The 15895-nt window shown below is 44.4% G+C and carries 2 protein-coding genes; both read left to right on the forward strand.

Features of this window, described 5'->3' with window-relative positions:
• The first annotated feature begins 59 nt into the window (after positions 1–59).
• A complete protein-coding gene (locus PTE_RS19345; protein WP_165577101.1) occupies positions 60–9104 on the forward strand; it encodes a non-ribosomal peptide synthetase in 9045 nt (3014 codons plus the stop codon).
• A gap of 11 nt (positions 9105–9115) precedes the next feature.
• On the forward strand, positions 9116–15679 hold the full coding sequence (locus PTE_RS19350) for a non-ribosomal peptide synthetase (RefSeq protein ID WP_051477470.1): 6564 nt from the start codon (positions 9116–9118) through the stop codon (positions 15677–15679).
• Positions 15680–15895: the final 216 nt, after the last annotated feature.

Raw genomic sequence — 15895 nt, forward strand, 5'->3', positions numbered from 1 at the left:
GTAACCTGTCATTCAAATGGAAATATTTAATTCATTCAATAAAATTGGACGCCCTATTTATGTGTGATAAAAATAGAAATATTGTATTATCAGAAATGTCAATTGGTCATTGTTATCCTAATCTGTTCTTGACTGAGAATACTCATCAATTTGATGAGTATTGCCTGGAATTATCACCTCAATTCACGACTGAGTTGCGTTTTCAATGTGATAGTTTGGCAGTGAGTTTTGCCAGCCTCTTTCACCTTGCCTGGGGGGTTGTGTTAGCAAAATATAGCGGTCAAGAGCAGGTCGTTATTGGTATACGACAAAATACTCAAATCGGTGCCGACCAGCACAATCAGGCTGGTCAGTCTATTTTATCTTTACATTTAAGTTGCCATGATCAGGGTGTCAGTGATGCGTTACGGTTTGTAGAACAATGTCTGTCATCGCCGTCAGTTAATACTGAAAATGAATATACGGTTGCTGCGCCGCTTCTTGCATTCAGCGACTACCAATGCCAATCTGACAATAACCCAGCCTGTTGGAGAAATGGCCCGGGGAAAGAAGAGGATCACCGTTTACCGTTAACCCTGACCACTGTTGATGACGGTATACATCTAACATTAACGACATGTTTGATGGCAGCCTCTGTATCCGCCAAACGATTATCAGGTTATTTGCAGCAGACATTGGCGCAATTGGTATGGGCGCTGCATGAACAGCCGAATTTTGCTATCAACCAGCTTGATATATTACCTCCTGAAGAACGCACGTTATTATTGGATCTCTGGAACGATACTCAATCTGACTATCCGGACGATGTTTGCATTCATACGTTGTTTGAACAACAGGTTGCAACTCATCCAGAAGCAACGGCGCTGGTTTTTTATAGTGAAACCCTGAGTTATGCGGAACTTAACTGTCGGGCAAACCAGTTAGCTCATTTTTTAATTGCTCAGGGGGTTGTTCCTGACAGCCGGGTGGCTATTTGTGTTGAACGAAGTCCATTAGCTATTATCAGTCTGCTGGCAATTTTAAAGGCAGGAGGGTGTTATGTGCCGTTGGATCCAGATTATCCGCCAGAACGGTTGCACTATATTTTGGACGATGCTGCACCAGAAGTTGTATTGTACGATACACAAAGCAATGCAGTATTAACGGCTTATCTCAAAACCGGGAAGAAGAGTTTAGATATTAGCCAGTTAACATTGTCGGATTTATCGAAAGAAAATCCGAATATACCCGCTTTAACTTCACGTCACTTGGCTTATGTGATTTACACCTCTGGTTCGACGGGAAATCCTAAAGGAGTCATGATTGAACATCGAAGCCTGGTAAATCTATTGCTGGCAATGAGTAATAAACTGAATTTTACCCACAAGGAAAGGATATTATTTTCCAGTACGATTTCATTTGATCTTGTGGCGTTGGAAATATACCTGCCATTAATTAATGGCTCAGCGGTGTTTATTGCCCACAAAAAAATATTCCTCAATAAAGAGGCCTTAGTCAAAATGTTGCTGGGCAATCAGATCACAATGATCCAAGGCACGCCTTCGACTTATAGCCTGATTACCAATGAAGATACTCAGTTTTTAAACAATATAAAAATATTATGTGGGGGAGAAGCACTGCCAATAAGCTTGGCTAACGTTTTATCTGTAAATAGTCACTCTGTCTGGAATTTGTATGGCCCAACAGAAACCACGATTTGGTCTACAGCCCATATTTTAGAGGATGAAGAGCTTGCGGTTGCCAACTATCCATCGATCGGTAAACCTATCGCTAATACGCGTATTTATTTGTTAGATAACCAACATCAGCCCGTCCCTTTAGGTGCTGTTGGTGAGCTGTATATTGGTGGAATGGGTGTTGCGCGGGGCTACTTAAACCGTGAAGAACTTACGGCAGAACGCTTTTTCCCAGATCCTTTTCATTCAGAAGGGGAGAATCGTATGTATCGCACAGGTGATCTGGTGCGTTACAGAGATGACGGTAATCTTGAGTATATTGGCCGCAATGATTACCAGATTAAGATCCGTGGTTTTCGTATTGAACTCGGAGAAATAGAGGCTCGTCTGCTTGCACACCCATCGGTACTGGCATCGGCAGTAGTTGCTATTGAAAACGAAAAAGGTGACAAACAGCTGGTGGCATACCTGGAGTTATCACCTGAGCTAAATCAGCAATCAGTCGCTGCGGTTTTACGTCAGCACTTGTTATCCAGCCTGCCAGATTACATGGTTCCCGTTGCTTTTGTTGCCTTGAAACAACTTCCGCTGACGTTCAATGGCAAACTTGATCGTGCTGCGCTGCCTGTACCGGATGAATCCGCTTATTATCGTCAGGATTATGAAGCCCCGCAGGGAGTAAAAGAGTCTCTCCTGGCGGAAATCTGGGGGCAATTGCTGAGTATTGAGCGTATTAGCCGCCATGATAATTTCTTCTCGCTTGGCGGACATTCGTTATTGACGGTTAAGTTGATTAGTCAGCTGAGAAAAGCAGGATATACCGTTCAGGCTGGGTCTCTGTTTTTAACACCTGTTTTAGCTGAACAGGCCGAGTTGCTGCGTGATTCAGACAATACGATAACCATTCCACCGAATCGGATTGGCACCAAATGCCATAAGATTATCCCTGAGATGCTGCCTTTAATTGAGATGAGCCAGACGGATATCGATCGGTTAGTCGTTCAGGTTCCGGGTGGTGTCACAAATATTCAGGATATCTACGGATTGTCGCCGTTACAGGACGGAATTTTATTCCATCATTTGTTGTCTGGCGAAGGGGATATTTATCAAATGATCTTTCGTCTCGCGTTTGATAACCGATCCTGCTTAGATAATTATATTAAGGCGTTACAACAGGTTATTGAACGTCATGATATTTTGCGCAGTGCTTTCTTCCGCAATGGACTGGACTGTGGGACGGTGCAGGTTGTGCTTCGGGAAGCCCCGTTACACATTGAAGACGTGACACTTTGTGCTGAATCTTCCATGTCGTATAGCGAACAATTGGCGGCAAGGCACACGCTTTCGCACCATCAATTAGACTTAAGTGAAGCTCCGTTACTGCGTCTGTTTATCGCTCAGGAACCAGATAGTGAGCGTTGGCTGGTACTGGAAGTGATGCACCATTTAATTGGGGATAACACCACACTGGCGTTAATACATCATGAGATAGAAACACGGTTAGCAGGACACAATGCTGACTCTCTACCGGTGGCTGAACCTTATCGTAATCTCATTGCAACCGCTTCTATGGCGAATCAAGACCAGCGTTATGAAGATTATTTCCGCCGTATGCTTGCAAATATTGATGAGCCAACCGCCCCATTTAATCTGTATGACGCGGTGCAGAGTAATACTCAATTCGACGAATGTTATCGTGAGCTGCCAGATGAGCTCAATGCTTCCCTGCGTAATTTAGCCCGGCATTATGGTGTGAGCCTGGCGAGTTTAGTTCATTTGGCTTGGGGCGTTTTATTGGCTAAAAGCAGTGGCTTGCAAAAGGTTGTTACGGGAACGGTCTTATTCGGTCGCATGGGGGGAGAATTTGGTGCTGAACAGGGGATTGGACTGTTTATTAATACGCTGCCGTTACGGTTAGATATTGATAAAAGCAGTGTAGCTGATGCTTTAGTAAATACGCACAAACGGCTATCTGAGCTGCTTTGCTATGAGCACACACCATTAGTAGAAACTCAACGCTGTAGTTCAGTTGCCGCACCCGCACCGTTATTTACCGCATTACTGAACTATCGTCATAGTCAAACACGGGTAGAAGAAAAGACGGCAGCTTTTCGTTCGCTGGGAATTGAGTTTTTGGGTGAAGAGGAGCGCAGTAACTATCCACTTAGCTTGTCAATAGAAGATGACGACCTTAGCTTATCTTTGTCTGCACAGGTCGTAACTCCTTTGTCAGCGATCCAAATTTGTGACTATGTTCAACAGACATTGATACAGCTTGTTCAGGCACTGGAGCAACAGCCGACACGGCCTGTCTGTCAATTAGATATATTACCCACAGATGAACGGATTCGGCTGCTAAATACCTGGCACAATTCCCGAATTGATTATCCTCTTGCCTGTTGTATTCACACGCTTTTCGAACAACAGGCAGAAGCAAATCCCCAAGCTACAGCACTGATATTTAAAGGGGAAGTGCTGAGTTACGCAGAGCTGAATCGTTGGGCGAATAAACTGGCACATTGCCTTGTCGCAAAAGGTGTTAAGCCTGATATGCGGGTTGCGATCTGTGCGGATAGAGGTTTTGAGCTGATTATTGGTTTATTAGCCATATTAAAAGCCGGCGGTGCTTACGTTCCTCTTGATCCTGTTTATCCGCCAGAGCGTTTACGCTATATCCTTGAGGATGCTCAACCCACTCTGTTATTACATGATGCTGTAGGAAAAGAGGTACTGAAAGCAGTCTCTATTGAAGATAGTGCTTGCTTAATGCTTGAGTTGGCATTATTTGCGGATAGGAGTGAAGCTTCCCCGGTAATGACTGCGTTAACAGCTAAAAATCTGGCTTATGTGATCTATACGTCAGGTTCTACAGGGCGGCCGAAAGGGGTAATGATAGAACATCAGGCAATTTATCAGAGAGCGTGTTTTTTCAAAGATCAGTTTGCCATTTCCGCCGAAGATAGAGTGTTACAATTTTCTTCCATCTCGTTTGATGCTTCTGTAGAGGAAATATTTTCATCACTGTCTCATGGTGCAACCCTTGTATTGCGTGATGAGAGTTGGGTCACCTCTGCTCAGACGTTTTTGGATTGCTGTGACATTAACAAAATTACGACGATGTTATTACCTGCGGTTTTTTGGTCTGAGATTGCGGACAAAATGCAACAGTGCTCGTTGCCTGATTCCATTAGGTTAATGATTATCGGTGGGGAAGCGGCAAAGAAATCTGCTTTTGATTTATGGTTTAATGCTAAAGGCCACAGGCCGATGCTGATTAATGCTTATGGGCCAACAGAAGCAACAATTATTGCTACGACTCAGCAGGTAACCAGCGCAGAATATGGCAACTATATTGGGCGGCCCGTCACGAATGCACGTATTTATTTACTTGATGATCAGCAACTGCTTGTTCCCTCAGGTGCTATTGGCGAAGTGTATATTGGCGGCGAAGGGGTTGCCCGGGGTTATTTAAACCGTCCTGAGCTCACCGCAGAACGCTTTTTTCCTGATCCTTTTCATCCTGAACCTCATGCACGTATGTACCGCAGCGGTGATTTAGCCCGTTATAATGACAAAGGTAATCTTGAATATCTTGGTCGTAATGATCATCAGATTAAGATCCGTGGTTATCGTATTGAACCGGGCGAGATTGAGGCGTGTCTTGATAACCATCCCAGGGTTCTGTCATCCGCCATTATTGCCCGTGAAGACCGTACTACTGGTAAGCGATTAGTCGCTTATATCGTTATTTCCGCTGATGTGGCTAAAGAACCACTGGTGGCGACTTTGCGGCAATATCTGTTGGCTATGTTGCCGGAATATATGGTTCCTGCGGCTTTTGTTGTATTAGAGCGCCTGCCGCTGACACCCAATGGCAAGATTGACCGTAAGGCATTACCTGCTCCCGATATTTCTGCCTATGAACATCAGAGTTATCAAGCCCCTCATGGGGAAATCGAACAGATGGTGGCTGATATTTGGTGTGAATTGCTGGGTATTGAGAAAGTGAGTCGCTTTGATAATTTTTTCTCTCTCGGGGGCCATTCTCTACTCGTTATACAGTTGATGGGATTATTAAGAAAACGGGGTTATGTCGTTCCGGCTGGCTCTCTTTTTTCTACATCAAAGTTAGCGGATCAGGCTGCGATACTTAAAGAAGCGGATGAGGGATCATTAATACCCGCTAATTTGATTGGTGCTGACGGTGAGCGAATTGTGCCGGAAATGCTGCCGTTGGTTAGCATGAACCAGACTGATATCGATAAGCTGATTGGGAAAGTACCGGGAGGGGTGAGCAATATTCAGGATATTTATGCTTTAGCACCGTTACAGGATGGTATCTTATTCCACCATCTGTTGGCTCAGGAAGGCGACCCTTATCAGGTTATATTCAGGTTGGCTTTTAACGATCGGCAAAGTCTTGATGCTTATATCGACGCGTTACAGCAGGTGGTGAATCGTCACGATATTCTGCGCACCGTATTTCTGGCAGAGGATCTTAGCTGTGGGCCGGTACAGGTCGTTTTAAAATCAGCTTTGCTACAGGTGACAGAAGTCTCCCTCGCAGCGGGATCATCCATACCCTTTATAGAGCAGTTAGCGGCTCATCATACCCTTGCTCATCATCGTTTGGCATTGAATGAAGCGCCTTTATTGCGTTTGTTCATTGCACAAGAACCTGGCAGTGAGCGCTGGCTGGTACAGGAGGTGATGCATCATCTGATCGGCGACCATGCCACTTTGGATGTGATGCATAATGAAATCAGCCTGTTGTTGTCCGGACAGGCAGAACAATTATCCATACCTGTACCTTATCGCAACTTGGTAGCCTGTGCCCGCAGAGCGAATGAGAACCGAGCTTATGAAGCTTATTTTCGTGCTTTATTAGCTGATATTGATGAACCTACCGCACCTTTTGCTATTTATGATGTGGAACAAGATGGCGGTCAGGTAGATGAATATCACCTTGAGCTGCCTCATGAACTTAATGTTGCGTTACGTGGTTTAGCACGGCACTTCGGTGTCAGCCTAGCCAGCCTGATGCATTTGGGCTGGGGGCTGGTGCTGGCGAAAAGCAGCGACCGGCAACAGGTGGTTACCGGGACAGTACTGTTTGGCCGAATGGGAAGTCATACCGGCGCTGAACAAGGAATGGGGCTATTTATTAATACCTTGCCACTACGGATGGATATTGATACTCAAAACGTAGCTGATGCATTAATCCAAACTCACGAACGTTTGTCGCAACTGCTTGCCTATGAGCATACGCCGCTGGCGGAGGCGCAACGTTGTAGTGGTGTCGTTGCACCAACGCCACTGTTTACCACACTGATTAACTACCGGCATAACCGGCAAATGGATAGCGGGAAATCCGGTTTTTGCTCTTTACGCAATGTAGAGCGACTTGGAGAAGAAGAGAGAAGTAACTACCCTTTGAATCTCTCGGTAGAGGATAACGGCAACAGTTTAGGCTTAACGGTTCAGGTTGTGGCTCCCCTTTCAGCGGTACGGCTGTGTGGCTATATTCAGCAGGCGCTGGAACAAATTGTATGGTCGTTAAATGAACACTCAGAGCTGCCTGTGTGCCAGCTTAATATTCTGCCGCAGAATGAGGTTCAGTTATTGCTTGAGGAGTGGAACCGGACGCAAGCGTCTTATCCTGCTGAACTTTGTATTCATCGTTTGTTTGAGCAGCGGGCAGAAACAAATCCAGACGCTCCAGCGATTGTTTTTGATGGGGAAGTTCTCAGTTATATGGAGGTCAACCGCCGGGCAAATCAGTTAGCTCATGCCTTAATTGCTCAAGGCGTTATTCCCGATGCCCGGATTGCTGTTTGTGCGGAAATAAGCCCTGAGATGGTCGTGGGGCTATTGGCAATACTCAAAGCCGGTGGGGCTTATGTACCTATTGATCCCCGCTATCCGCATGAACGTTTGCGGTATATTGTAGAAAATGCAGAACCTGTGCTGGTTTTGTACGATAAAAGCGGGGAGGAAGCATTAAAAACAGAATATGACTTGGTTAAAAAAGGTTTTGATCTATTCCGCCCGATAGATTGTTCAGGCTTGAATCACAATCCAGAAATAGCCGGTCTGAATTCAAGTCATTTGGCCTATGTGATTTACACTTCGGGTTCAACCGGGCAACCGAAAGGCATCATGGTTGAACATCGTAATATCGTGAACCTCATCAATTGCATGATGAATAGCATAATGCTGCCTTTAGGTTTTGTGACCACGCCGACGGTCAGTATTTCCTTTGATGTCTCGGTCAGAGAGCTGTTATTTGCGTTATGCAGTGGTGCTCAGTTGCTATTGCCGCCACTGGAAGAGAGTAGTAACCCGATATTCAGCATGGACTGGCGAGCCAGTCAGCCCATTGATTTGATGTATCTGGTTGCGCCTCTGGCGTCGGAAAGTGTTAAAAGAGGCAAACTGCCTGCTTCATTAAAATACTTGATGACCGGGGGAGACAAATGCACTCTGGCTCATGCCGATTTGCCCGCAGGATGTACGCTTATTGATAACTACGGACCGGCAGAAACCACGGTTGATTCAACGTTTGGAGTGTTTAGTGCGGATGATATTAAGCATCACATTGGACGGCCTATTGCGAATACTTCCATTTATCTGTTGGACCGTTATCAGAATCCGGTGCCATTGGGGGCTGTAGGCGAAATTTATATTGGTGGTGCAGGGGTTGCCAGAGGTTATATAAAACAACCAGAATTAACGGCTGAACGTTTTCTTCATGATCCATTCTGTACTCAACCCGGTTCCCGCATGTATCGGAGTGGAGACTTAGCCCGTTACGATCATGACGGCAATATTGAGTATATGGGCCGCAATGATCGTCAGATCAAAATTCAGGGCGTTCGCATTGAACCTGGAGAGATTGAGCTGCTTATTGAGCAATATAACGATATTGAGCAAGTTGTGGTTATTGCCCGAAACGATGTGGGTGAGACTCCCTGCTTGGTTGCCTATTTAGTTTTATCTTCTGAGGCGAATAATAAGAACTTACTGGAAACGTTACGCCATTATCTGCGTGATCATTTACCCCCGCATATGATACCCGCAGCTTATGTGATACTTGACTCTCTGCCGTTGAGTCCAAACGGTAAAGTTGATCGAAAAGCGTTGCCGGTTCCTGACCAGACAGCCTACGCCGCCTCGCACTATGAACCGCCTCAGAATGAACTGGAAGAAATGCTTATCAGCCTTTGGCAAGAGCTTTTAGCGGTCAATAAGATAGGCCGAAATGATAACTTCTTCCAATTGGGGGGACAGTCACTGTTGGTTGTTCGGTTTGTCTTTCGGCTTCAGGAAGAAACCGGCTTTTTGCTGCCATTCTCCTCGGTATTTAAAACACCGGTACTCTGCGATCTTTCTGACAGCATCATCCTGTCCCTGATTAATAAGAACTAAGGGTTATTACGATGAAAGACATAAAAACTATTCTTGCCAAATTCAATGAGTCAGAACTGAATCGGATAAAAAACCTGGGGCGTTCTTCTTTATTGGAAAACCGTTCTGATGAAGAGGTGATTAAACCATTAGCCAGATTAGTACAGGGTGAGCATTTATCCGCATCACAGAAACGGATGTGGCTGGTACATGAAATTGAAGGTGGATCGGTTAACTATCATGTTCCCGTTGCCTATAAACTGGACGGGAATTTAAACACAGAATTATTCTGTCAGGCGTTGAATGCCGTATTTCGCCGTCATCAGGCGCTACGCTCCACCTTCATCGTACAGAACCTGACGCCGGTTGCTAAAATATTAAGTGAAGAGACACCGTTTCCCCTTATTTTTTCAGATTTGAGACCTGTTGATGACAAAGAAGAAATATTAGCTCAGTTGATCGAAGAAACATTTAATTTGCCTTTTGATTTTGTTCAGGGGCCTTTATTAAGAGCTTGTCTGGTTCAATTACAAAATGATGAATATATTTTTTTATTAAGCCAGCACCATATTATTACCGATGGTTGGTCTATCGGTATATTTATTAATGAATTATGTACCATTTATAATGACCTCATTCATCATAGAGCAATTTCGCTTCTTCCACTTTCATTAGATTATTTTGATTATACTGCCTGGCAGAATCGATACCTGACTGAAGAGAAACTTGCTTTACAAATGGCGTATTGGAAGCCGCAGCTTGCCGATATTCCGCCGCTCTTAACACTGCCCACAACCTACCCAAGACCTAAAAAGCCGTCACAGCAGGGTGATACATGTACGTTTACTATTGATCAACAGTTAACTGAACAGCTCAAATTGCTCAGTCAAAAGAACGGAATGACAGTGTTTATGACGGTGATGGCTGCCTGGGCGGTTGTGCTTAACCGGCTTTCTGGTCAGGACAGTGTGGTTATCGGCACTCCCTTTGCCAACAGAAACCGGGCAGAAATAAGAGAAATGGTCGGGTTCTTTGTCAATATGTTGCCGGTAAGGGTTGATATTGATCGTGAACTCTCCATTGGGGAATTGCTAAATCAGGTAAAAAATACGGTTATTAATGTACAAGATAATCAGGATATCCCTTTTGAACGCATCGTTGAGGTGATAAATCCTGAACGTAGTTTGTCTTATTCACCGATTTTTCAGGTTTTACTGGCCTGGCAGGATTTTTATGAAGGGGAATTGGCGTTTGCAGGTATTGAGGCGGCTCCGGTTAACTATGCGGCTAATAAGGTAAAGTTTGATCTTGAACTTTTTATGCACCAGCGTGGTGGCGAAATTGTTGGCGGCATAAATTACGCTACGGAACTGTTTGACAAACAGACCATTGAGCGTCATTTAAGCTATTACCTCATTGTGTTACGTGCGATGGTAGGCAATGTGGCACAACGTGTCAGAAACATAGATATTCTTCCTGAAAGCGAACGTAGTTTGCAATTAAATCAATGGAGTAAGATTTCAATTGATGGGCAGGTTGACTATTGTCTTCACCAGTTAGTTGAGCAGCAGGTTGCCAATACACCCGAGGCTGTAGCATTAGTCTTTCAGGATAAGACGCTAAGTTACGATGAATTGAATCGCCAGGCTAATCAATTGGCTCATTGTCTGATTGCGGAGGGGGTGAAGCCGGATGACCGGGTAGCCATTTGTGTTGACCGAAGCTTGCAGATGATTATTGGGTTATTGGCTATCCTAAAAGCCGGGGCCGGCTATGTCTCACTCGATCCGGTTTATCCTAAAGAACGGCTCCAATATATTTTACAGGATGCGGCTCCTATTCTAGTGTTACAGGATAATGCTGGTGCAGAAGCGTTGCAGGGGGTGCTAAGTGATAAGCAGAAGGGCATCCATTTTAGTCAGGTTCAAGACAAAGATTTGTCGGAAGAGAATCCTAACGTCTCGGCCTTGAAACCGCATAACCTGGCTTATGTTATCTATACTTCTGGCTCAACCGGGCATCCTAAAGGCGTGATGGTTGAACATCGTCAGGTTACACGACTTCTAACTACCACTGAAAGGCTGTTTTCTTTCAAACCGGATGATGTGTGGTGTCTCGCGCACTCATTTTCTTTTGATTTCTCGGTATGGGAAATATTCGGAGCACTTTATTTTGCTGGGCGTCTGGTGATTATTCCTTCGGATAAAATCAGATCGATTGATGATTTTTATCATATTGTTACTAAGGAAAAAGTTACTGTTTTAAATCAAACACCAAGTGCCTTTAATAGTTTTATCGAGGTTTATCAAAGTGCACAAAGTTGCCTGAGGTACATTATTTTTGGTGGCGAAGCGTTGATGAAAACAACGTTGGAGAAATTTAGGGCGAAAGAGCGTAATCACAATATCAAGCTGATTAACATGTATGGTATTACTGAAATTACCGTTCATGCGACGTTTAGAGAGGTCAATGAAGAAGATATTGATAACCGCGTCTTAATTGGTCATCCGTTACCTGATCTTTCAATTTATATTGTAAACGAGCAACTTCATTTACTGCCAGCGGGGGCAGTAGGTGAAATGTACGTTGGAGGAGCAGGGGTTACCCGGGGTTATCTCAACCGGTCTGAACTGACCGCACAACGTTTTATTACTGATCCATTTAATCCTGCATCAGATTCGAGGATGTACCGCACAGGTGACTTAGCGCGTTATGATCATGAAGGGAATATTGAATATATTGGTCGTAACGATCATCAGGTGAAAATCCGCGGTTTTCGTATTGAACTGGGTGAAATAGAGGCTTGCCTTGAAACCCATCCACGAGTACGGGAAGCTGTGGTGCTTGCCAGAGAAGGTAACGGTGGCGATAAACGATTGGTCGCGTATGTTGTCCTTTCTTCCTTACAGGTTAACGGGCAGATGTCGGCAACGCTGCGTCAGCATCTCTTGTCCAGTTTGCCTGAATATATGGTTCCTGCGGCTTTTGTTGTATTGGAGCACTTTCCGTTAACAACGAATGGTAAGCTTGATCGCCAGGCCTTGCCGGAACCCGATGAATCGGCTTATCAGCGACAGGTTTATGAAGCTCCCCGGGGTGAAATCGAACAGTTATTAGCACAATGCTGGTGTGAGCTGTTAGGTGTAGAAAAAGTTGGCCGTAATGATAACTTCTTCACGCTGGGAGGGCACTCTCTGTTGGTTGTTCAATTAATGGGGTTACTGAGAAAACAGCGTCATACAATACAGGCAGGCGCATTGTTTTCAACACCTGTATTTCATGAACAAGCCGCATTGCTTAAAGAAGCAAATGATGTTTCGGTTATTCCATTAAATCAAATAACGCCTGATACAGATTCTATTACGCCTGAAATGTTACCTTTGGCAGAGATGACACAGGTTGATATTGATACATTGATTAGCCAGGTTCCCGGTGGGATTCAAAATATCCAGGATATTTATGGATTGTCGCCATTACAGGATGGCATTTTCTTTCATCACCTTCTGGCAAAAGACGGTGATCCCTATCAGGTGATGTCTCAACTCGCTTTTAAAAATCGAGCTTGTCTTGATGCTTATATTAATGCTTTGCAGCAAGTCATTCATCGCCATGATATTTTGCGTACCGCTTTTTTCAGCGAACCACTTTCTTGTGGGCCGGTACAAGTCGTGCTGAGAAATGCCCGATTACAAGTCAAAGAAGTGAGTTTATCGACAGTTTCATCAGATTCATTTATTAGCCAGCTGGTGGCCAGCCATACCATTACGGGTCACCGTATGGCGCTTAATGAAGCACCTTTATTGCATTTATTGATAGCAAAAGAGCAGGAGAGTGAACGCTGGCTGGCGTTACAGGTTATGCACCACCTTATCGGCGATCATACGACGCTTGAAATCATGCATCGTGAGATAGAGCACATTCTGTCTGGACAGACGTCCCTATTGCCACTGACAGTTCCTTATCGGAACCTGATCGCATATGCAAACCAAGTCAATAGGGATAAAGCCTACGAGCCTTATTTCCAACGTATGCTGGCTGATATAGATGAGCCTACAGCGCCATTTGGTCTCTATGATGTGATGCAGGATGGTAGCCGGGTAGATGAATGCCATATTGAACTACCGGCAGAACTTAATGTTGCATTGCGTGAATTGGCGCGACGCCACGGTGTCACCCTTGCCAGCCTGGCCCATTTAGGATGGGGAATGGTGTTAGCCAAAAGTACCGGACGAGAGCAGGTCGTGACGGGAACGGTGCTGTTTGGTCGTTTAGGGGGAGAAACCGGCGTTGAGCAAGGAGTGGGGCTGTTTATTAATACATTACCACTGAGGCTGGATATTGATGAACGTAGTGTGGTGGATGTGTTGGAAGAAACGCATCAACGTTTATCTGATCTGCTGTCCTATGAGCAGACACCTTTGGTTGCCGCACAGCGTTGTAGCGGTGTGATAGCGCCGGCACCGTTGTTTACTGCTTTGTTTAATTATCGTCATAATGAGCAAGACATCTCGGAGTATCGTAAAAGTTATGAACAGTACGGTATCGAGATGTTGGATGGTGAAGAGCAAAGCAACTATCCGGTAAGTATCTCGGTAGAGGATTGTGGTACTCAACTGGGATTAACGGCTCAAGTTGTCTCCCCTTTATCTGCTTCTCGGTTGTGTGGCTATTTGCAACAGGCTTTAATACAGCTGGCTTGGGCATTGAATGAACAGCCGGATCTGCCTGTCTGCCAGTTGGATGTTCTGCCTGCGGCAGAACGTTCGTTGCTGTTAGATACTTGGAACTCAGTCCGGATAGATGACAAAACGGCACAGTGTATTCACCATCAGTTTGAGTTTCAGGCGGTTGTGACACCAGACGCAATCGCATTAGAATTTAATGGGTTAAAGATAAGCTACGCAGAGCTAAATAGTCAGGCAAACAAGCTGGCTCATCGGTTGCTGGCAGAAGGCGTTAAGCCTGATAGCCGGGTAGTGATCTGCGTAGCTAAAAGCCCTGAGATGGTGATGGGTATGCTGGCGGTTTTAAAAGCTGGTGGCGCTTATGTTCCTATTGATCCCGATTATCCTCAGGCCCGGCTGGCGTATATTTTGCAAGATGCTGCGCCTGTATTGGTGCTTCACGACCAGGCAGGTGAAAAAGCGTTGTCGGCACTGAACAGTGAATTTACCCTGTTGGATCTTAACCAACCATTAGACGTCAGTTTGTCAAAAAGTAATCCTGATATTCGAAATCTGACAACAGAAAATCTGGCTTATATCATCTACACCTCGGGTTCAACAGGACAACCGAAAGGCGTCATGGTTGATCATCAGGCCATTTATCAAAGATGGTTAGGGTTTAACGAACTGTATAAGGTGACACCGCAGGATAGGGTACTGCAATTTTCCTCTTTCTCTTTCGATGCTTCGGTAGAGGAATTTTTCTCGTCGCTATGCAATGGTGCAACATTAGTGATTCGCGATAATCACTGGTTATCATCTATTCAGGAATTTATCTCGCAGGTGAAGAAAAACTGTATCACGGTGATCTCTTTACCCACATTATTCTGGGCTGAACTGGCTGCCAGAGACAAAGCGCTACCGCTGTCTGAGGATCTCCGATTGATTATCATTGGTGGAGAAGCGGTGAAGAAGAGTTCAATACAAGCGTGGTTTTCACATGAAACTCACCGACCTTGTTTATTAAATACATATGGGCCAACTGAAAATACGGTTATTGCAACCTGTCAGGAAATCGCTTCAGCCGATCATGTATGTTCAATAGGTAAACCTGTTATGAATACAGCTATTTATCTGCTGGATCAATATGGTCAACCTGCGCCATTAGGCAGTATTGGCGAAATTTATATTGGTGGAGTGGGGGTTGCATGTGGCTATCTCAATTTGCCAGAACTGAGTGCGGAGCGCTTTGTCAGCGATCCTTTTGCCCGGCGGGCTGGTGCCCGCATGTATCGAACCGGAGATATGGCTCGTTATGACAATCAGGGGAATATTGAATATCTTGGTCGCAATGATCATCAGGTTAAGATTCGGGGTTATCGCATTGAGCTTAGCGAAATTGAAGAAAGACTGGAGAATCATCCCATTGTCAATAAATCGGTAGTACGGGCTCGTGATACTGCGGGAGGCAGTAAACAACTCGTTGCTTATTTAACGGTATTTGAAAAGGGAGAGCATCACCATCTTATTGAACAATTACGTGAATACTTATCGAATGATTTACCGGATTATATGATCCCTGCGGACTTTTTAATTCTGGATAATATGCCGATGAATACCAGTGGTAAAATAGACTATAAATCTTTACCACTAGCTAAAATACCCCAACAAAGCACTGATGATTTTTCCCCTCCGGCTAATATGGTGCAAAAAGTCATTGCTGAAATATGGATGAAAGTTCTTGGAGTTTCACGAATAGACCAGAATGACAATTTCTTTAATATCGGTGGCGATTCAATTTTAAGTATTAGAATGAATGGTATAGTTAAGAACGTGTTTAATATTGATGTTGAATATTCCAGGGTTTTTCTAAATCCCACATTAAAGCAGTTTTCTTCTTTTGTTTCTATGAAGATAGGAATGGACGCATGATTATTTTTTATTGATTTTTTAGCCTAAAAAAAGTTATATTTTAATATTGTCGATAGTCATAAATAGTTAATTATATTAATGACTGACTATGGCGATTTTATAATAATGGATAGGTAATGCCTTACCCCAACTATAATAGTTGGGGTAAGGAAAGTATTTTTTCTAATGAGTGGATGTATGCCCTAAGTTTCATAAAGTAATAAACGGACTTGTTCG

The organism is Photorhabdus khanii NC19, assembly GCF_000517265.1.
Lineage (GTDB): Bacteria > Pseudomonadota > Gammaproteobacteria > Enterobacterales > Enterobacteriaceae > Photorhabdus > Photorhabdus khanii.